Below are 21,372 nucleotides of genomic sequence, written 5' to 3'. Positions count from 1 at the left end.
GGAATTTCACCACCTTTCCGCAGGAGGGTAATATTTCACCTGTAGTTTTTATTAATATTTGGCTTACATTTTTTAAATTTGAATTAAGATTCAACCTTCTTAAACGGACAATAACCCTCCTCCCTTGGAGGTTGGATTTTCCGAAAGACAGGATGGTTTTAAAGAGCATTAAAAATAAAGTAAAACTATTTTCTTTTCGAAGACTTTCTCACGCAAATCTGCGGTGCAAGCACAACTTTCTTCTCAATAGAAACACCTGAAGAATTGTCTTTAATGTTATCAATAAAAACCTGTCCGGCCATATTTCCCATCAAAACAGGGGTCTGGTCTATAGAGCTCATCGGAAGTTCCATAAATTGGGTAAAGGGTTCGTTTGAAAAACCAATCACGGCCACTTCCTGAGGGATTTTTATTTTTCTTTTTTTCAATTCCTGACAGGCTCCCAAAGCGGTAGAATCACTTGCAGAAAAAATAGCGTCGGGAACGGATGAGCTGTTCCAAAGTTTTTTAACAGCTTCAATTCCTGCATCGATCGAGCTGCCGGTAGAGATAATATTTTCTTCTTTTACCTGAAACTGATGATCAATCAAAGCCTGCTTATAACCGTTCAGACGGTTTTGATATATCTCAAGATTCAGATCTCCGGCAAAGTGGCAAATGTTTTTGTAACCTTCGTCAATTAAATGTTCTGTTGCCATATAACCGCCTCTGTAGTCGTCGATGGTTACAGTACTGATCCCCGGAATGTCTTTCTTTCGGTCAAAGAATATAATTGGAGTATTAGTCGTATTTAAAATGTGCTGAATATGTTCGGTATCAATTGTAGTTCTGGAAACCGACATGAAAATCCCGTCCACTTGTGCATTGAGTAAAGTGTTTAAATGTTTTTTCTCGGTTAAAACATCTTCGTGGCTCTGACAAATGATCACGTGGTAACCGTGCGGAGATAATTCTTCCTCAATTCCTCGGATAACCGACGAGAAAAAGTTGGTGTTGATGTACGGAACAATGATTCCTATATTTTTTGTTTCACCGCTCTTTAAGGCTTTTGCCAGATTATTTTGTTTGTAGTTCATTTCCTTGGCGGTTTTCACTACAAGATCTTTGGTTGCCTGGCTTATTCTCGGGTTGTCATTCAATGCTCTGGAAACAGTTGCCACACTTACGTTCAGCTTCTTTGAAATGTCATAAATTGTGGCATTTTTCTTTGTCATAGTATTCTGGACTATCGTTATTTTCCTTGTCTATTCTGTTGAGAAACAATGGTAAAATTAATCAAATTATACCTATTTTAATGATTAATAATATAGTTTCTGATGAATTTTATGAAAAATTTAATATTTAAAAACATATAAAATTGTATTGTATGAAATCTTCCCCTCAAAAGCGTAGATCTTTCGAAAAATAGCAGCGACATTCCGCTGCTTCAAACAAATTAATTATTAAGATATATTTATTTTTCCCAAATCTTCTCAATCTCCTCTAAAGATTTGCCTTTGGTTTCTGGAACCCATTTCCAGACAAAGAAAAGGGACAGAACACTCATCACCCCATAAAATCCGTAAGTAAATGCTCCACTGAATTCCATCATAAAAGGATAAGTAGATGAAATTAAATAATTCGCTGCCCACTGAGCGGCAACAGCAATCGCAATCGCACTTCCTCTGATTTTATTCGGGAAAATTTCTGAAATTAAAACCCAGCAAATCGGTCCCCAAGACATCATAAACGAAGCCGTGTAAACGATGATAAATACCAAAGTTGCAATCCCGATAATCTGATAATAAGATAAAATCGCAATCGCAAACATTCCAATAGCCATTCCGACAGAACCTACGATCAATAAAGGTTTTCTTCCCCATTTATCCACCGTGAAAATAGCGATAACGGTAAACACAACATTCACCAATCCCATTACAACAGTTTGCAGCATCGATGAATCTTTGTGAACGCCCATACTTTCAAAAATCCTCGGAGCGTAATATAATGCCACGTTAATTCCCACAAATTGCTGGAAAACAGAAAGCAAAATTCCAATTACGATCACCGTTTTCCCGAAGGCGAAAATTTCGCTTTTATGCTCAACAACGGTGCTTTTAATTTCTGAGAAAATTTCTTTTCCACGCGCTTCACCATTGATTTTGGTTAAAATTTTCAGCGCTTCTGCATCTTTATTCACGAACGTCAGATAACGCGGCGTTTCAGGAACAAAAACCAACAGGATTCCGAATAAAGCAGAGGGAATCGTCAGTGATAAAAACATATATCTCCATCCGATCTCGTTGATCCATTCTACGGTTTGTCCGCTTGCGATACCCCAGTTCACAAAGTAAACCACGAGCATCCCGAAAATAATGGCAAACTGATTCAGTGATACCAGTTTACCACGTATTTCGGCAGGTGCAATCTCACCAATGTACATCGGGCAGACCGCCGAAGCCAGTCCAACGCCGATTCCACCAATGATCCTATAAAAATTAAATGCCAGCAAAACACCCATTGAATGTTCGCCGTGTTTGAAGAATAAAAATTCAGGATACGCCGCTCCCAAAGCACTGATGAAGAACAGAAATGCAGAAAGCATCAATGATTTTTTTCTTCCCAGCTTTGTGGAGATCATCCCGGAAATGGCGCCACCGATGATACATCCGATCAATGCGCTCGAAATGGTCGCTCCGTGAGCCAGTGAACTCAATCCCAAAGGAATGATAAGATATTCCTGAATTGATTTTTCGGCTCCTGAAATTACAGCGGTGTCGTATCCAAACAAAAGTCCTCCCAAAGTGGCGACCAATGTGAGTACAGTAACGTACAGCATATTGATCTGCGCCTTTGTTCCTGAAGAATATTTAGGACCAGAATCTATTATTTGCATAATTTGTTTTAGTTTATAATTAAAATTAAATTTTATAAATACTGATTGATGATGCTCTCAAGATATTCCTGCTTTCCGCTTTCTCTTCCAACTTCTCCAAGTCCTTGAGCATAAGTGGCAAGATCGGTTAAAGATAAGTTTCCGTTTTCGAAATCTTTGCCTTTTCCACTGTCGAATGAAGCATATCTGTTGGTTCTGATTTCAGAATATTTTGATTTTTCTAAAATTTTATCAGCAGCTAAGAATGATCTTGCAAAATTGTCCATTCCGCTGATGTGAGCGATGAAGATATCTTCCAGATCAGTTGAATTTCTTCTGATTTTCGCATCAAAGTTAACACCTCCGCCCTGGAAACCTCCAGCCTGGATAATCACCAACATCGCTTGAGTCATTTCATACAAATCAACAGGGAACTGGTCTGTATCCCAACCGTTCTGGTAATCACCTCTGTTCGCATCGATGCTTCCTAATACATTGTTGTCAGCTGCAACCTGAAGTTCGTGCTCAAAAGTATGTTGAGCCAAAGTAGCATGGTTTACTTCAAGGTTTAATTTAAAATCATTCAATAAATCGTACTGACGTAGGAAATTTAAACAAGTTGCCGCATCAAAGTCATACTGGTGTTTTGTAGGCTCCATCGGTTTTGGTTCGATGAAGAATGTTCCTTTAAAACCTTGAGCTCTTGCATAGTCTTTAGCCAAATGTAAAAATTTCGCCATATGCTCTTGCTCACGCTTCATATTGGTGTTCAAAAGTGACATATAACCTTCACGACCGCCCCAGAATACGTAGTTTTCTCCTCCTAATTTGATTGTTGCGTCTAAAGCATTTTTCACCTGACCTCCTGCATAAGCCAAAACATCAAATGAAGGATTGGTAGCCGCCCCGTTCATAAATCTTGGGTTTGAGAAACAATTTGAAGTTCCCCAAAGTAATTTCACGCCAGAAGCTGCCTGCTTTTCTTTAGCATAATCAGTGATGAACTCTAATCTTTTGGTTGACTCTGTGAAATTATCTGCTTCATCAATCAAATCATAATCATGGAAACAGTAGTAAGGAACACCCAATTTTGTGAAAAATTCGAAAGCAGCATCCATTTTTTCTGTCGCTCTTTGTTTTGCATCAGAAGCGGTTAACCAATCAAATTGCTGAGTTCCGGCACCAAATGGATCTCCACCGGTTGCGCAGAAGGTGTGCCAGTAAGCAGAAGCAAACTTGAAATATTCCTTCATTGTTTTTCCACGAACCACCAAATTTTCATCATAAAATTTGAATGCCAACGGATTGTCTGATTCTCTACCCTCAAACTGAATTTTATCTATTCCTTTAAAATACTCCTTGTTTCCTGTTGTAATTGCCATTATTTTGATTTTATATTTTTGATTGTAATTTGTTTAATTTATGTTCTCGCTGATCAAGAAAATTTTGCAGATTTATTTTAAGAAGAAAAATCTGCTTAATCTTTAAAATCTTCGAGATATTTTTTTAAGAATTGATTAAAACCTGCTCAAGTTTGTTTTTCCACTTACCATAACTTTCCCTGTACTGATCCATATTTTTAAAATCAGGAATATACGTTGTGGTAATATCTTTTTCGGTTAAAATATCCGTTAAGGTTTCAAATGCTCCTGCTCCGATTGCTGCTGCTCTTGCAGCTCCTGTCGATCCTGTGGTATCAAATATTCTGATTTCGGTATCCAATAGAGTTGCAATCGATTGCGCGAACAGAGAAGAACGGAATAAGTTGTCTCCACCGGCTTTAATAATTCCTTTCTGTAAACCGTCATTCATCAGAATTTCAGTTCCGTAAACGAAAGAGTAGGCGATACCCTCCAGTCCGGCTCTGAATAAATGAACACTTTTATGTCGGTTAAAATTCACATTATAAGTCGAAGAACCGATGTCTTTATTTTTTAATACTCTTTCAGCACCATTTCCAAATGGTAAAACAATAATTCCATCAGATCCGATTGGGATTTGTGAAGCTAAATCATTAAGCTCCTGATAAGAATGTCTTTTCTGATCAACCTGGTGACGCAACCAGCTGTACTGAATTCCTGCGCCATTTAGACAAAGCATTTTCCCGATTCTCGGTTGTTCTTTTGTATGATTAATATGCGCAAAATTATTCACTCTTACCGATTCTTTAGAATGAATATTATCCGTCACACCATAAACAACGCCTGAAGTTCCGCCCGTCGCAGCAATCTCTCCGGGATTCATTACGTTGAGTGATAACGCATTATTCGGCTGATCTCCGGCTCTGTACAAAATCGGGATACCTTCCGGCAAACCACTTTCTTCTGCTCCCTGTTTTGAAACGACACATTGCTCTGTAAAATTATCAACCACTTTTGAAACCAAAGACCCATTAATTCCCCAATGATTTAATAATGTTTTTGAAGCCTGATGTTTCTGGAAATCCCAAAGTACACCTTCAGAAAGTCCGGTAATAGTTGTAGTAGCTTCTCCGCTTAATTTTAAAGCGATAAAATCTCCAGGAAGCATAAATTTCCAGATCTTTTCATACACTTCCGGTTCGTTTTCTTTGACCCATTTTAATTTTGAAGCGGTAAAATTCCCAGGTGAGTTCAAAAGTTTATTCATACAAACTTTTTCACCCAAATCGTCGAATGCCTGGTCACCAGTTTCTACTGCACGGCTGTCGCACCAGATGATCGAAGGACGCAAAACTTCTTTGTCCTTGCCCACCAAAACCAAACCATGCATCTGATAAGAAATACCGATTCCTTTGATCTCGTTTTTATCAATGTGGCTTTCCTCGATGATCTTTTGTGTCAGAATACGAAGATTCTGCCACCATTGCTCCGGATCTTGTTCTGCCCAACCAATCTTTGGAGAATCAATTGGCATCTCGCTTTCCGGATATTTTGCGTGAGCGATCAATTTTCCGTTTTCATCTACAATGGATGCCTTTATCGAAGAGCTCCCGACATCATATCCTATAAATTTCATTTACATTTGATAATTGTTAATCATTAAATGTAATAATTTTATCGAATATTCATTAGATTTTTAAGAATCTGAAAATATTGAACTGTTTAGAATCTCTTATTTGTTCATTTTGAGTATTTTATGTCACTATTTTTAACTTTGGATTTTATAGAGGGATATAAATCTGGATATTATTTATGGCCTATAATTCCCCAAAATCTTATCTGAAATACAAAATTAGGTTAATCGATTGCACAAATACTGTTTGATGCTAAAAAAAGTTTCATCTTTCGATAAAACTCTTCAGTTATTTGCATCTGAAATTAATTAAGCTCGTAAAGCCGATTCCAATGCCAATTCGATCATTGGTTGTAAGGCTTTTTCTCTTTGGTCAGCTGAAATATTTTCGTGAGTAGGAATGATATCAGAAACCGTAAGAATCGTGGCTGCATTTTTTCCTAAATGTTTTGCATTGGCGAACAATCCGAAGGCTTCCATTTCTACTGCAGGACAGCTGTATTTTTTTGCGATATCAGGAACAGCAGGGTCTTTTCTGTAAAAAATATCGCTGCTGTGGATATTGGTAGCTTTTGTAGTTAAAAATAATTCTTCCGAAGTCTGATTGATGATTTCAAAGGTATTTCCCTGATGAGATATCATCTCCTCCTCAATTCCCCAGGCAAATTTTGCATAGGTGCTTTCGCTTGCTGCATTTTCAACATTTAATAGATCAAAAACTTTCAAATCTGTGGTATAAGCACCACAAGTTCCGATTCTGATGATAGTGTCGACTTCATACTCAGTGTACAATTCAAAAGAATAAATTCCGATGCTTGGAAAACCCATTCCGCTGGCTCCGACGGTAATTTCTTTACCTTTATATAAACCGGTGTAATAAAAAATACCTCTTGTCTGACTTACCAATTTTGCATTTTCAAGATAATTTTCTGCGATATATTTTGCACGGAGCGGGTCGCCCGGCTGTAATACCACTTTTGCAATTTCTCCTTTATTTGCACTGATGTGAACACTCATAATTTTATTTTGAATATGCAAAGATAGAAAATATGTGAAAAGTGAATAGTCAATTTGCTTCTCTTGCGAATTTTTAAAAGTGATTTGAATTGTATCTTAAGATTGACAATTCACAAATAATATTTTCTATTTTTGTTAGATGATGGAAACGAATTCCGTATGACAAGAAATTTAAAAGATATTTCGAAATGCAGAACTGGGAGAAATAAGATGTTTAGGAGTTTAATTTTATATTAAATTAAGTATTTAAGATTAAAAATTTAAAGAAATGGGCCACCTAACGAAGTATCTTAATTTAAACATAACAGTACAGACATTTACGAAATTATAGATGAAATGAGGAGTAAATATAAAAATTCATTATTTACGATTAAAAAAAATTAGAGAAATTTTCTAAATCTATCTTTAGTAGACGTAAAGAAATTGTAATTATTAGAACGACTAAGCACGTGAGCTTATGCGACTAGCAAGGAAGTTTACTTACTGATCTTGAAGAATTGGATAAATTGTTGAATGATGAAGATTCTAATTAAAAAAAGGTGACTGAATTTATCCCGATCACCTTTTTATTGATTATTCTTTAATCAGCTTTTTTGTATATAAATTATTTTTTTTATCCTGAACTTTGAGAATGTAAATTCCTTTTTCCAAAAAGCTGATATTTAGCTTTTTATTCGCTGAAGATAATTTTTTAATTAATCTTCCGTCAATGCTGTATATATAAATGTTTATAATATCTATATTTCCAATTATGGAAACAGTATTTTTCGCAGGATTGGGATAGATTCCAAAATTATGATCGAAAACAGTTTCATTAGTTGATAAAACCGAGAGAGGGCAAGCAATAGGAATCGGATATAGTTTTGTAACTGTCGTTCCATCACCTAAAACTCCATTGGTATTACTCCCCCAAACCCAAAGTGACCCATCGTTTTTTAACCCCATTGAATAATACATTCCTGATGATATTGATTTCCAGGTGTTTTGTGAATTAACCGGAATAGGATTGGCTGTAAAACTATGAAAAACACCATCACCTAGTTCCCCATATCCCCAAGACCACAATGTACCATCTGTTTTTATTGCAGTTGCATACAAATATCCTAATTCTAAATCTTTCCAATTGTTTTGATTGCCAACCTGAATAGGAGTTGTCTGATAGGGTGCGCTTGCTGGAAAGTCGAATTTTTCTCCCCATTGCCAAAGTGTACCATCAGTTTTAATAGCTGCAGCACGAACATGTCCTGAGCTTACAGTTTTCCAGTTGGTATCTGTTCCTACTTGTGTAGGATTAGGATTGTTTGATATTCCATATGTTCCATTACCCAACTGAGATCTGTTATTATCCCCCCAAGACCATAAAGTATTATTGGTTTTTATAGCATATGAGGTTTCAAGTCCTGTTGCAATGACTGTCCAGTTATTATCGCTACCCACTTGCGTAGGGAAATATCGATGCCCTCCCGTCATCCCAAGCTGACCATGATAGTTGTTTCCCCATGCCCAAAGAGTTCCGTCTGTTTTTAATGCAAGGCTATGGTTATCATAGCATGCGATACTCTTCCAATTTTGATCGATGCCAATTTGTACAGGGGTGTACACATTTGTATTAGTTCCGTTTCCGACTTGTCCCCAAGTATTCCATCCCCATGCCCAAAGAGTTCCATCTGTTTTTATAGCTAATACATGACTTGAACCATCCATTGCAACTACTTGAGCCCAGTTATTTTCATTTCCAACTTGAATTGGAATAATTGAATCTACAGTGGTTCCATTTCCAAGCTGGCCAAACTCATTTTTGCCCCAAGCCCATAATGTTCCGTCATTTTTAATTCCAAACGATGTTCTGTATCCGCTTGTCACGGCTTTCCAACATTGGGAATAGATTAAAGAATTAATTAAAATAATAAATAAAAGATAAATTTTTCTCATAGGTTATTAGAATTTTTCTTAAAAATACAAAAAACATTTATCTTTGCAGCAGTAAAATTATGACAATACAAAGAGCACATATCAATGCAAGCCTATGCGACAACCCTTCAATAAAAGGATTGTTCGGATATGAACTGATGATATGGGATGAGGCGAAATGTGCTGACTTTGGAAATTTTTTACTGTAAACTCGTAAAATTAAAAACAAAATACTGCAAAACGCCTCTAATTACGAGGCGTTTTTTGCGTTTTTATACTTGAAATTATTTAGAATGAAAAAAAATAATCATAACAATAAAAATTTTTTAACGAGCAATGAACATTTAATACGATAAATAAGAGTGATTAATAAACCGATGAGAGACAGTCATTTAGGTAATTAAAGTATCTGTAAAATATTGCGGACGATAATCCTTTATGCTAAATTTAATGCTTAAATGATTGATTTTCAATGATTTGTATTATAAATAAATTTGCAAGTTCAAAAAAAACCTATTTACTTTGCAACCGAAAATTAAAATCAAATATAATTTTCAACTTTAAAATATTTAAATAAAATGAAACATTTACAACACATACCCAATCAATCTTCAAAACTTGACGGACAAGATCCGATGGGATGTGCATGTGAATTTTTGGATAAAAGGTGCTTATATAAGTGGGTCAGCTGATGAACTGACACTTCAAAATATATAGAGCGCCTCCCTAAAAGAGGCGCTCTTTTTATGGTTTCTTTAGCTTATTTGGTAAAGCGTCGGTTTGTGGTACCGAAGAACACAGGGTTCAATCCCCGAAGAAACCCTAATGTTATGGTTTATTGAGGTAATGGCTAACCTTCCCGACTGTCTCTCGGGCACTATGAGTTCGATTCTCGTATAAACCGCAATGATTTACTGGTAGTTCTACTCCGGATTATCAGGTGAATTTAACTGGAAAGATAACGGTGGTTGTTTACCCGTCTTGGACGCGGGAGGTCGCAGGTTCGAACTCTGCTTTCCAGACAAATGTAGGAATGAATTGTGAGTTTTGTTATGTGAATTTAATTGACTGCAAAACCAATTAACGATTGATTATTTCAAAAAAAAAATAATTATTTCAAAGAGAAAAAGAAAGGTTTGTCGAGCGCAGAAGTTCTTTAAAAAAACACAAATTATAATAGACAAACTTTTTTCTTCTTTACACAGATTGATCAGCAGCATGGAAATTACTACTTATCAATTGCCTATTACTAATAACTTGATGGTTCGCCGAAGTAGGAGAGTCGGGGAGGTCTGCAAAACCTCTGTGTAAACTGAGTGGGGTTCAACTCCCATAGCCATCTCACATAAATCAAATGAGATGAGTTCCGAAGAAAAACTAAAGTTTGTCGAGCGCAGAAGTTCTTATATCAAACAAAAATTTAGACAGGCTTTATTTTTCTTCAAAAGTAAAAATGAATCATTAAATGAAAAGTTCACAAATAATTATAAACAAACAAATTTAAAACATGTAGAAAAAATGGAAACGCAACAACAAATCTGGCAAAACATGACCGGAAAAATCTTCCGGAATTCTATCACACATTTGGTAGAAGAAGCCATCATCCGCGAACAGGCAAATGGGCACCTGATAAAAGTTTGTGTAGGTTCAGATTCCCACGTTTACGGTGATACAATTAATTATGCGACAGCAGTTGTCTTTATCCGTGAGGGAAAAGGAGCGTTTACCTTTATCAGAAAAGAAAGAGAGATCCGGAAAATCAGTATCAAAGAAAGAATGCTCAACGAGGTCAACAAATCAGTAGAAATCGCTTACGCAATTTGCTCAATTCTGGAAATGTATGATGTGGAAATGGAAGTTCACGCTGACATCAATACCGATCCCGAATTTAAATCTAATGTTGCCTTGAAAGATGCAATGGGCTATATATTAGGAATGGGCTACGTTTTTAAAGCGAAACCTTATGCTTTTGCAAGTTCTAACTGTGCTGATATGATGGTGTAATTATTTAAAAATTTTTAAAACAAATAAAAAAAATGAAAACAAATATATTTTTTACGGCAGACCACCATTTTGGTCATGCCAATATTATAAAATTTTCCGGGCGGCCTTTTGAGTCCTTGGAAGAAATGAACGAAGAACTCATCAAAAGGTGGAATGACAAAATAGGAAAAGACGACATCGTGTATCATCTCGGTGATGTGAGTTTAGGAAAACCGGATTTTACGAAAGAGGTTTTAGATCGGTTACAGGGTAAAATCCACTTGATAAAAGGTAATCATGAAGGTGCGACACTGACCTATCCTAAAAGATTTGAATCCATAAGAGATTATCATGAATTACGGATTGATGAGCCGGAGAATACTAATGGCAAACAAAAAATAATTCTTTTGCACTACGCCATGCGCACCTGGAACGGATCTCATCGAGGCACATGGCAACTTTACGGTCACTCACACGGAACTTTGCCGGATGATGAAATGAGTTTAAGCCTTGATGTTGGAGTCGATTGTCATAATTTTTATCCGGTTTCTTACGAGGAAGTGAAGGAGTTGATGAAGAAAAAGAAATGGACACCGCCATTTGCAGCGAGAAATTGAATAAAATTTGAATTATTTCCTCTACGCAAAATGATTGCGTACCAGGGCTTTTACTTTGCATCAACAGTTAGAAATTATACTCAGAATTTTAAACAATATCTGAGTCAAAATATCAGACAGGTCATGTTGAGCGTTTCGGTATATCGCCATTGCAGAAGCGTTTGTTGAGAAACATCATCGCTTTCTGTTCAGCTTGATCTGAAGGTTTCAGAAGTTTGCCAAAAAATTTCTACCCTATTTCTTTGTATGGAGGTTCGAGTCCTCTCTGTGAATGGACACAGTAGCTAAATGGTATAGCAATGGAAATCTTAGGATGCGAGGGTTCGACTCCCTCTCTCAATTTAGGTTTGAGATAGCTCAGTTGGTTAGAGCACTACACGTTTAATGTAGTTTTATGGAAACAGGCTCAAAATCTGTATCCCACAGGCGAGTTTTGATGTTTTCTCCCTTAAAAAAGCATTTAACAGAGGAGAATTCTGAGGTTTTTTTCGGCTGTTGGATCAGCATTTCGGGAAAGCTTGCAGGAAAAGACGGTTTCTGGAAAAATGAAATTCGGTTGATGAGCTTATGATTTTTAAACCAATTTTTATAAAATGACGGTTTTCCGCGTGAGCGATGGGAATGGATATCCTTTTTTGTTTGCAAAAAAGATAGAAATGAACGTAGCGACCCGAGCTGCTGCCTTTGCGGCGGTGAGGGACACGCCCAATCTAAATCTTAAAAAATAGTTTACTATCAAGCTTTGATAAGAATAGATATTTCCTGAACTCCTTTTCTTCCGCCATTTTTTGGAAGATAGAATCTCAGTTTTTCCTTTTTAAATTATTTAATAACACTATAAAATAAACAAGATGGTAAAAAATGTACATATTAAAGCATATCAGATCGGTTTGGTTTTTAAAAACCGGAATCTGGTTGAGATTTTGAAAGAAGGTCATTACTGGCTTTTCGGAAATAAATCGGTAGAGATTTTTGAAACGAAATCTCAGTTTAAGGCAGGAGAAGATCTGAATCTTTTGCTAAAGAATGAAAATCTGGCTTCAATGGTAGAAGTCGTAGAGGTAAAAGACGGCGAGATTGTTTTGGTTTACGAAAACGGAATTTTTAAAGAAATTTTGAACGTAGGTCAATATGCTTTCTGGAAAGATGTAGTTGACAGAAAATTTCAAAAAGTTGATTTAACGAAAGTAGAAATCACTGAAAATATTTCTAAAACAATTCTTGAAAACGTAAAGCTTAAAAGTTTTGTAAGAAAGTTTGTTATCACCAATCAGTATCAAGGTCTGTTGCTGATCGACGGTAAACTAAACAAGGTTTTGCAAGCAGGCACCTATTACTTCTGGAACAATGAAATTTCTGTTGAGGTAAAAGCCATCGACACGCGCATGCAGCAAATGGAAATTGCAGGCCAGGAACTGCTGACAAAAGATAAAGCAATGCTTCGCATCAATTTTTATGTGCGTTACCAGGTAGAAGATGTTGTGAAAGCTTTGATGAATAACAAAGAGTATGATAAGCAGCTTTACATTTTGATGCAATTGGCTTTGCGTGAATTCGTAGGAGCCATTACATTGGATGAATTGCTGGTGAAGAAAGATTCTGTAGGCAGAGAAATTCTTGAAAATCTCGGAACAAAAGCCGGTGAATTGGGTCTAAAAGCTTCTGATGCCGGAATTCGTGATGTTATCTTAACCGGTGAGATGAAAGAAATCATGAATCAGGTGTTGATCGCTGAGAAAAAAGCCCAAGCCAACAGCATCATGCGTCGTGAGGAAACGGCTTCTACAAGAAGTTTGCTGAACACCGCAAAATTGATGGAAGAAAATGAGGTACTGTGGAAACTAAAAGAAATGGAATACATGGAGAAAATCGCCGACAAAATCGGAGATATCACCGTTTCCGGTAACAGCAATATCCTTTCTCAGCTGAAAGAGATTTTTGCGAAATGACATTATGTTTAATTAAAAAATGCTGCGATCTATGCAGCATTTCTTATTTTATTTATTGCAAATCTTCTTCGCAGATTCGCTTCCATTTTGTAAGGGTCGTTCTGCTGATTTTATATTTTTTTGAAATATAACTGCTCGAAAAGCCGTGCTCTTTCTGGTACATCAGAATTTTCAACATCGTTTCTTTATCGTATGTTCTCAGCTTTTGATTGTTCTCCAGACTTTCTTTTGATTGCTCGAAAATTTTTTCATTGAATTTAATGACTTCATCGCTGGTATTAAGCTTTTGCAGAAGCTCTCGTACTTTTACGTCTTTTAATTTTTCAGGATATTCTTCGAGCAGAAGATCGTGATAGATTTTGGTGTAATTTGGTTTCATTTAATAATAAATTGTTGTTTATTTTCTACTTTTTCTGAAGCCATCGGTGAAGAGTACTTTTTGGGATCGAGTATTCTTTGATTACATCTGCCTGTGTCATCTCGCCGGAATCTATTTTTTTTATAATAAAATTCTTAATTTCCTGAGTATAGATATTTTTCCTGAATTGAGGTGCTTTGTCTGATTTCTGATTCGTTTTATTAACTGCAGATGGAGGCGCATAAAGAATCATATGTGAACTGTAAATCCGGAAAAAATCATATTCGAGCAATTTTGACCATCTTAAAAGAAGATCAGTGTCAATCGACTTGCTTTCATAATTGCTTTTTACAAATTCCTCGTCTTTATTCAAAAAATTGCAGATTCTTTCTATATTAATTTCTTTCTGATCTACAAGTTCCTTGATTGATTGACCGATATGTATTACTTTGTACAACATTTATAAATAATAGTTTATTTGTAAATATTTTTCATCAATTCATAACTGAAAAATCTGTGTTTTTAAGCTCTGGTGAAAGCTGTTGAAATCGTACTGTATAGTTTTCTGTAAAATAATTTTAAACTAATTAAAGGCGAGGGAGCTCTATGATCAGTATTAAATAAGTTTTTAAAACAATTTTATCATTAAATCACATTTTCAAAGGATAAATTCTTGCAAATAAATCAAAAGTCATGTGAATATCGTATAAAAATTGGCTTATCAATACTCCAAATTTAGAAAAAAATAATCAGTCTATCACTAAAGTTGCGTTTTAATTATTATGAACGATAATTAATTTATGTTAACAATTAAGTGACAAAAAAATCAGGGTTATTGTATTTAATTTTTTATCCTCTCCTGAAAATCAGGTTGTAATCACAAAATTTGTTCATTACAGAAATAGTATGATTGTTCATTTGTATTGCAATTAAAAATGTTATAATTAAATTTCGCCACATTCCAATTCACATTATTACGTAAAATTATATTTTAATTGATTTATCTTATATTTTTGCATACTTTACAATCATATGTACTGATCATTTCTTCATGAGAAACACTGCTCTTTTTGATTTTTCAAAAAAAATAAACTATAAAAATGAACTGTTAGCCGGGTTTACTGTTGCCATGACCATGATTCCGGAGTCGCTTTCTTTTGCAATTCTCGCAGGATTATCACCATTGACGGGTTTGTATGCGGCTTTTATGATGGGGTTGGTCACTGCGGTTTTAGGAGGACGTCCCGGAATGGTTTCCGGTGGAGCAGGAGCTACAATTGTAGTTTTGATTGCCTTAATAAAGTCTCACGGTGTAGAGTATCTTTTCGCCGCTGTTGCCCTTGCCGGAATTTTTCAAATGCTGGTTGGAGTTCTTAAATTAGGAAAGTTTGTACGTCTGATCCCGCAGCCGGTCATGTACGGATTTCTGAACGGGCTTGCTGTGATTATTTTTATGGCACAAATCGAACAATTTAAAGTTATTGAAGAAAATGGAGTTGTCCGTTGGCTTCAAGGTTCTTCCTTATATATTATGGGAGGTTTGACTGCTTTAACAATTGCAATCGTTTATTTTTTTCCAAAACTAACAAAGATAGTACCCGCATCTCTTGCTGCGATCATTGTCGTATTTTCAATTGTTTTAGGATTTAATATTCCTACAAAAACGGTTTCAGACATCGCGAGTATCAGTGGCAGTCTGCCTTCTTTTCATATTCCGGAAATTTCTTTTTCTTTCGAGACGCTACAGATTATTTTTCCTTACGCAATAATTATGGCGGGAGTGGGATTGATTGAATCTTTGCTGACTCTATCAATGGTTGATGAGATTACCGATTCTAAAGGAAATGCAAACAAAGAATCTGTTGCACAGGGTCTTGCAAATATTACCAATGGTTTTTTTGGAGGAATGGGTGGCTGTGCGATGGTTGCGCAGACTTTGGTCAATCTTAATGCAGGTTCCCGAGCAAGACTTTCAGGAATTATTGCATCACTCACGATTTTAATAATCATTTTGATTGGAGCACCTTTTATAGGTAAAATTCCGATGGCGGCTCTGGTTGGTGTCATGATGGTGGTCTCGGTAAGTACATTTCAGTGGGTTTCAATCCGAATTATCAACAAAATGCCCAAGTCAGATATTTTTGTAGGGATGACGGTTGCTCTGATTACGATTCTTCTTCACAATTTGGCTTTAGCGGTTTTGGTGGGAGTCATTATTGCAGCTTTAGTTTTCGCCTGGGATAATGCCAAACGAATTCGTGCGAGAAAGCATATTGATGAAGATGGAATTAAGCATTATGAAATTTTCGGACCTTTGTTTTTTGGTTCCGTAGCAACATTTGCAGATAAATTTGATCCCACAAACGACCCACATGAAGTGGTTGCTGATTTTAAGGAAAGCAGAGTTGTCGATATGAGCGCTATCGATGCATTAGATAAATTATCCAAACGTTACAGCCAGCTTGGTAAAAAACTATATTTGAGACATCTGAGTGAAGACTGCAGAAAAATGTTGAAAAATGCCGAAGCGGTAATAGAAGTCAATATTCAGGAAGACCCCACTTATAAAGTGATGCCCGAAGTTTAGGGGAGCTTTGAATGTCATTGTGGGTGCCATGCGACAAATGAATATCATAAAGTTATGTGTAAGTTCGATTGCCGTAAATTGGCTGAACTCTTAAATAATCTTAAAAAAAATAAAGATTAAAAGAAAAATTTTATCTTTGGGTAGAATTGAAAATTTAAACACAATTGATCTAAAAAATATGAAACATTTAAAAAATCTTTTTCAATAGAAAGCTAAAAAAATCTAACTTAAAACATTTTGAAAACAGATATCGACATCCAAAACCACGCTCATTTCTCTTTTGATCTGTGGCTCACTCTCATAAAATCTCATCCGGAATTTAAAGCAAAACGCGTTGAGCTTTTCACCTCATTTTTCAGTATTGATCAACCTTTAGATGAAATTACAAAAACCGTAAAATACTATGACGATTTGTGTAATACAATCAATGAGGTCATTGGCGGGAATGTTGATACTTATGAGATTTATTTATTGATATTAAATTCTCTAAATGTAGATTTGAAGCAATTAAATAGAGACAAGCTGAATGAATTTTACCAAAAAAGTGAAGACTTATTTTTAGAATACAAACCGGTTGTAATTTTTGAAGATTTGCATCAATTTTTTGATGAGATTAAAAATCAGGGTAAAACCATTAATATTCTGAGCAACACAGGTTTCATTAAGGGTGCCACAATGAGAAAATTCCTGATCGAGGAAAATCTTGATCAGTATATCGATTTCCATATCTATTCTGATGAATTAAAGATTTCTAAACCGAATCCGCTGGTTTTTCAGGAGGTCAAAAATAATCTCAAAAATCAGAATCTTTTGATGAGCCAAGTTTTGCATATTGGTGACAATGCGATTGCAGATTATAAAGGAGCAAAGGATTTCGGTTTCAATGCACATCTACTAACACACCAAATTTAAATATGAACACACGCTACAGTTTACATAAAATAGACTCTGCGCACGAATTTACTTTCTCACCTGCAGAATACAGCTATTTTAAGTATGGTGACAAATCGTTTGCCGAGAAATTCGCTAAAGAATTATTTGAAGGATTTATTGCAGATCATCATGAAATTTTAAATACAGATAAGGAAATTGTCGTATTGCCAAGTCCTTACATGGCAATTCCGACAGCATCTAATTTTTTGTGCTTTTATTTTAAAAAACAACTCGATTTTTATTTATTTCTGAAAGGAAAAAGATCGAGCATCATTTCAAAAATAAACAGAAATCATACCTACACCACAGATTACGGAAATCTAAGTTTTGAAGATCGTAAAAGTTTGATTGCCAATGATACCTATTATCTGGATAAAGATTTTCTGAAAGGTAAGCTCTGTATTTTTATTGATGATATCAAAATTACAGGCAGCCACGAGTTTACGGTCAATAAAATATTAAATGAGTATGATGTAAATGCTGATTTTCTCTTTTTATATTACGCCGAACTGACCAATTTTGAAATCGATCCGAAAATTGAAAATTTCTTTAATTACTATACAGTAAAAGATGTAAAGGATGTTGCTGATGTAATGCTGAAGCCCAGTTTCCAGTTCAATACCAGGATTGTAAAATATATTTTAGGCTTAGAATCAAGTAATTTTGATTATCTTACGTCTAAAATAAAAAAAGAGCAGATAGCTCATCTTTTGGAGCTGGCCATCAGCAACAATTATCATTTGATCAAAGAATACGAAACCAATATAAATACTTTAACGCAAACAGAATATAATTATGGCTATTAACTTACAGAAAGGACAAAGAGAAAATATAAACGCACCCAAATTTACAATCGGTTTAGGATGGGATATCAACAATACATCTACAGGCGGAGCATTTGATTTGGATGCCTCTCTTTTCCTATTGAATGACAGCAAAAAACTGGTGTCAGACAACCATTTTGTTTTTTATAACAACCTTGAATCTCCGGATAAAGCAGTGATACATTCCGGTGATAATTTGACGGGTGATGGTGATGGTGACGATGAGCAGATCAAAATAGATTTAACTAAAATTGATGATGCTGTAAAAGAAATCACTGTAGTAGTGACCATTCATGATGCGGATAACAGAAAGCAAAACTTCGGGCAGGTGAGAAATTCTTTCATCAGAATTTTTAATACAGATACCAATGAAGAGATCTTAAAATATGAATTAGACGAAGATTTCTCAATAGAAACCGCAGTAGAATTCGGGAGAATCTACAACAGAAATGGAGAATGGAAATTTGAAGCGGTAGGTGCGGGTCAAAGAGATGGTTTAGATAAATTTGTATCAATGTATCAATAATCAATTATGGACAATCAGGAAAATCAAAATGTAGACCCGCTTCAGTCGATTGAGCCTCTGAAAACATTTGAGCCAACACCAATACAGCCGGCTCAGCCAACTCAAAGTTCGGCTCCGGCAGTTTTGGTAGACAGGGACGGAAATGTGAATTTAAGTCAGATTCAGGATGCAGAACGTCATAAGTATGAGCTGCTAGCCAATGCAATTGATGAAACCAATCCCGGCTCGATCGTAAATTTCGGTTCAGATTTACAAAAAACTTTGGCGAATCAGAGTGACAGCTTCCTAGGAAATGTAAGAAGGTCAAATTCCGGTGAAGTTGGTGAGCTGATTAATAATTTGCTAGTAGAATTAAATTATGTTGATGTTGATGAGATCAATGGCAGCAAAGTGAAAGGCTTTCTGAGCAGACTTCCTTTTATGAAAAAGATGTTGACTCAGGTAGACAACCTTTTTGCGAAATATGATAAAATTACCAGCAATATCGATCAGATTTCGCATAAAGTAAATGCAGGAATCATCACTTCTACTAAAGATAATGCGGTATTACAGACCATTTTCGACAGCAATGTCAATTCAATCAAAGCGATTGAAGAATTGGTCATTGCAGGAAACCTAAGGATGGAAAAAGCGGCTGTTGAATTGGCAGAAATGGAAACCAATGTTCAGAATTTTGCCGATTATCAGATTGCTGACAAAAGAGATTTCATCAATAGATTAGACAGAAGACTTGCTGATCTGAAAGTAGTTCGTCTGATTATGATGCAGTCACTGCCACAAATCAGGTTGGTACAAAATAACAATGTTTCAATAGCTGAAAAAGCACAGACGATTTTGACCACAACTTTACCGGTTTGGAAAAACCAGCTTTCATTGGCGGTTGCAATGCACAGACAACAGCAGAATATTGAAGTTCAGCAGAAAGTATCTTCCACAACAGAAGAAATTCTGAGAAAAAATGCAGAACGTTTAGGTCAGAATTCAATTAACGTAGCTAAAGCCAACGAGCAAACCATTGTTTCAGCGGAAACACTGAAAGAGACAACAGCAATGCTGATCAACACCTTAAATGAAGTGAAACAAATTCAAAAACAGGGTACAGAAAGCAGAAGAAAATTAGATCAGGATCTTCAGACGTTAGAATCAGAATTAAAAGCAAATATCAGAGGATAAATAAGGTAAGCGTGAATGATGAGGTTGCAATTATAATGTCTCAAAGCAGGAGAAGATTAACAAAGCTTAAACTTCTCTCTAATTTCTTTGAAAATATTGACATGATATCGGTATACATCAAAACAGATATTATTCATAAATTATTCGAAGAAAGCAAGACTTTAGATTACAATAAATTGGAGCTTTTTCATTTGCAATATACTGACAGTCTGATAGAACTACTGACGAAGATCAAAAAGAAAAAAGAAAATGATCTTTTAGCTGTCATTAATGAAATCAACATTAATAATCAATATATTACCAATTTTGAAGAGAAAAAAGTTGATAGTTTTGAAACAGACCGGAAATTCTACAGCGGAGTCTTTTCTGAACATTTGAGAAAATTGTATAAAGACCTTACTGAGGATAAATTTACACTCAATTGGAATGATGTTTTATATTTTCACAAAAAATATGCGATAGAATTCTACAGAATAGTAGCTGATGAAACAAAGTTGAAATTAAGTAATACGCCTTCTTACCAATATCAGGATTATTCGATAGAGAGAAAATTACTGGGAAAGCTTAATATTCAGAATTTCAAAGTCCGTTTTGTGTGTGGCTACAGAGTGGGTCGGGATGAATATGAATTGTTTAAAATATTTCAATCCAATGAGTATTTTATATTTAATATTGAGGAGAAGAGGCTGTATTTGATTGATGACGAATTATCCGGCTTAGATACTTCAGAAAATCAGTCAAATCAGGCATCGGTGATCCATCAGCTTAAAAGAAGAAATGAAGACCTTGAAGAAACCCTTCATGAAAAGAAAAGGATTTTGCCTGAAGGAGTTGACAATGTTTTAAAAGACTATCTGAGAAATATTGAAAATGTAGATATTATGAGCAAAATATTTGATGTGAACGAAGAGACCAATATACTTCGTGCAATGTTGAATTTAAATTTGAATAACTAAACTAAATTTTAATAATAAAAAAATAAATATGGCTATTAACTTACAAAAGGGGCAGAGAATAAATCTTACCAAAGAAAACGGAACGACACTTTCTCAGGCTTGTATAGGAATCAATTGGGGTGCAATTGAGAAAAAAAGTTTTTTTGGCGGAATTTCAAAAGAAGCAGTTGACCTAGACGGAAGCTGTATTTTGTATGATGCCAACAAAAATGCAACCGAAATCATCTATTTTGGAAACCTGAAATCTAAAAACGGTTCTGTAAAGCACAGTGGCGATGATTTGACAGGCGATGTAAACGGTGACGACGGTCTGGATAATGAAGTGATTACTGTAGATTTTGCCAGTTTAGATCCTGCAGTAGAGCATGTAGCTTTGGTTTTAAACAGTTACAAAGGTCAGGATTTTGGCACCATTCCTTTTGCGTCAATCCGTATTTATGAAGGTACGCCAACCAATGTAAGAGAAGTATTTGCTAAATATGACATTGCAAACGACAAATCTTTCAACGGTCATGTTGCCATGGTAATGGGAGTTTTTTATAAGAAAAATAACGAATGGAAGTTCAACGCAATCGGTGATCCTACTGCTGACAAAAAATTAGAGCAGACAATTCAGACCGTTCAACAAAAATATTTGTAAAATCATAAACAAAAGTCTGAAATTGTGCGGTTTTAGACTCATAAAATTTA

General features: G+C 35.5%; 20 protein-coding genes and 2 tRNA genes. 14 read left to right on the top strand and 8 right to left on the bottom strand.

Annotation, left to right across the window (positions count from 1 at the left end):
* Nucleotides 1-185: 185 nt before the first annotated feature.
* From K0U91_RS03175 to K0U91_RS03150, 6 genes are all read right to left on the bottom strand, one after another.
* Nucleotides 186-1,214 carry a LacI family DNA-binding transcriptional regulator gene (locus K0U91_RS03175; RefSeq protein ID WP_219970746.1) on the bottom strand — a complete coding sequence of 343 codons (1,029 nt, stop codon included), beginning with the start codon at nt 1,212-1,214 and terminating at the stop codon, nt 186-188.
* A 239-nt stretch (nt 1,215-1,453) separates the two neighbouring features.
* On the bottom strand, nt 1,454-2,875 hold the full coding sequence (gene xylE / locus K0U91_RS03170) for a D-xylose transporter XylE (RefSeq protein WP_220180371.1): 1,422 nt from the start codon (nt 2,873-2,875) through the stop codon (nt 1,454-1,456).
* Between the two features lie 32 nt (nt 2,876-2,907).
* Entirely contained in the window at nt 2,908-4,236 is a 1,329-nt protein-coding gene (gene xylA, locus K0U91_RS03165; protein WP_220180370.1) for a xylose isomerase, read from the bottom strand.
* A gap of 124 nt (nt 4,237-4,360) precedes the next feature.
* Nucleotides 4,361-5,851, bottom strand: a complete 1,491-nt coding sequence (locus K0U91_RS03160; protein WP_220180369.1) for a xylulokinase — start codon at nt 5,849-5,851, stop codon at nt 4,361-4,363.
* 306 nt (nt 5,852-6,157) lie between these two features.
* Nucleotides 6,158-6,865, bottom strand: coding sequence for a purine-nucleoside phosphorylase (gene deoD / locus K0U91_RS03155; RefSeq protein WP_219970750.1), 708 nt, complete (start codon nt 6,863-6,865; stop codon nt 6,158-6,160).
* A gap of 573 nt (nt 6,866-7,438) precedes the next feature.
* Complete coding sequence (locus K0U91_RS03150; RefSeq protein ID WP_220180368.1) at nt 7,439-8,797, bottom strand: T9SS type A sorting domain-containing protein; 1,359 nt, start codon at nt 8,795-8,797, stop codon at nt 7,439-7,441.
* A gap of 59 nt (nt 8,798-8,856) precedes the next feature.
* Between K0U91_RS03150 and K0U91_RS03145 the strand changes: the two genes are divergently transcribed.
* The 7 genes from K0U91_RS03145 (at nt 8,857) to K0U91_RS03115 (ending at nt 13,325) form a co-directional block, all read left to right on the top strand.
* On the top strand, nt 8,857-8,985 hold the full coding sequence (locus tag K0U91_RS03145) for a penicillin-binding protein (protein ID WP_219970752.1): 129 nt from the start codon (nt 8,857-8,859) through the stop codon (nt 8,983-8,985).
* A gap of 540 nt (nt 8,986-9,525) precedes the next feature.
* A tRNA-His gene (locus K0U91_RS03140) sits at nt 9,526-9,598 on the top strand.
* A 128-nt stretch (nt 9,599-9,726) separates the two neighbouring features.
* Nucleotides 9,727-9,798: transfer RNA gene (locus tag K0U91_RS03135), tRNA-Pro, on the top strand.
* A 337-nt stretch (nt 9,799-10,135) separates the two neighbouring features.
* Complete coding sequence (locus K0U91_RS03130) at nt 10,136-10,780, top strand: ribonuclease H-like YkuK family protein (RefSeq protein WP_258561903.1); 645 nt, start codon at nt 10,136-10,138, stop codon at nt 10,778-10,780.
* A 32-nt stretch (nt 10,781-10,812) separates the two neighbouring features.
* Entirely contained in the window at nt 10,813-11,376 is a 564-nt protein-coding gene (locus K0U91_RS03125; protein WP_220180367.1) for a metallophosphoesterase family protein, read from the top strand.
* Between the two features lie 394 nt (nt 11,377-11,770).
* Nucleotides 11,771-11,947 carry a hypothetical protein gene (locus K0U91_RS03120; protein WP_219970754.1) on the top strand — a complete coding sequence of 59 codons (177 nt, stop codon included), beginning with the start codon at nt 11,771-11,773 and terminating at the stop codon, nt 11,945-11,947.
* A 280-nt stretch (nt 11,948-12,227) separates the two neighbouring features.
* Nucleotides 12,228-13,325: a slipin family protein gene (locus tag K0U91_RS03115; protein WP_219970755.1), complete on the top strand. Its 1,098-nt coding sequence runs from the start codon at nt 12,228-12,230 to the stop codon at nt 13,323-13,325.
* A 52-nt stretch (nt 13,326-13,377) separates the two neighbouring features.
* On the opposite strand, the gene K0U91_RS03110 is transcribed toward K0U91_RS03115, so the two are convergent.
* The gene (locus tag K0U91_RS03110) at nt 13,378-13,704 is read right to left on the bottom strand and encodes a helix-turn-helix domain-containing protein (RefSeq protein WP_220180366.1); all 327 of its coding nucleotides are present in this window, start codon (nt 13,702-13,704) and stop codon (nt 13,378-13,380) included.
* Nucleotides 13,705-13,729: 25 nt separating this feature from the next.
* Nucleotides 13,730-14,143: a transposase gene (locus K0U91_RS03105; protein ID WP_220180365.1), complete on the bottom strand. Its 414-nt coding sequence runs from the start codon at nt 14,141-14,143 to the stop codon at nt 13,730-13,732.
* A 591-nt stretch (nt 14,144-14,734) separates the two neighbouring features.
* Here K0U91_RS03105 and K0U91_RS03100 point away from each other — a divergent pair.
* From K0U91_RS03100 to K0U91_RS03070, 7 genes are all read left to right on the top strand, one after another.
* Nucleotides 14,735-16,270 (top strand): SulP family inorganic anion transporter, encoded by a 1,536-nt coding sequence (locus K0U91_RS03100; RefSeq protein WP_220180364.1) that lies wholly within the window; start codon nt 14,735-14,737, stop codon nt 16,268-16,270.
* Between the two features lie 237 nt (nt 16,271-16,507).
* Nucleotides 16,508-17,182 (top strand): HAD family hydrolase, encoded by a 675-nt coding sequence (locus K0U91_RS03095; RefSeq protein WP_219970760.1) that lies wholly within the window; start codon nt 16,508-16,510, stop codon nt 17,180-17,182.
* 2 nt (nt 17,183-17,184) lie between these two features.
* Nucleotides 17,185-18,009, top strand: coding sequence for a phosphoribosyltransferase family protein (locus K0U91_RS03090; RefSeq protein WP_220180363.1), 825 nt, complete (start codon nt 17,185-17,187; stop codon nt 18,007-18,009).
* A complete protein-coding gene (locus tag K0U91_RS03085; protein WP_219970762.1) occupies nt 17,999-18,553 on the top strand; it encodes a TerD family protein in 555 nt (184 codons plus the stop codon). The genes K0U91_RS03090 and K0U91_RS03085 overlap by 11 nt, the downstream gene beginning before the upstream one ends.
* 6 nt (nt 18,554-18,559) lie before the next feature.
* Nucleotides 18,560-19,726, top strand: a complete 1,167-nt coding sequence (locus K0U91_RS03080; RefSeq protein WP_219970763.1) for a toxic anion resistance protein — start codon at nt 18,560-18,562, stop codon at nt 19,724-19,726.
* A gap of 101 nt (nt 19,727-19,827) precedes the next feature.
* Complete coding sequence (locus tag K0U91_RS03075; RefSeq protein ID WP_220180362.1) at nt 19,828-20,682, top strand: hypothetical protein; 855 nt, start codon at nt 19,828-19,830, stop codon at nt 20,680-20,682.
* Nucleotides 20,683-20,710: 28 nt separating this feature from the next.
* Nucleotides 20,711-21,322 (top strand): TerD family protein, encoded by a 612-nt coding sequence (locus tag K0U91_RS03070; RefSeq protein ID WP_220180361.1) that lies wholly within the window; start codon nt 20,711-20,713, stop codon nt 21,320-21,322.
* Nucleotides 21,323-21,372 lie beyond the last annotated feature (50 nt).

The sequence above is a fragment of the Chryseobacterium sp. LJ668 genome, assembly GCF_019613955.1.
GTDB lineage: Bacteria > Bacteroidota > Bacteroidia > Flavobacteriales > Weeksellaceae > Chryseobacterium.
Note: the sequence above shows the minus strand (reverse complement) of the source record. Positions and strands in the feature narration are given on the sequence as shown.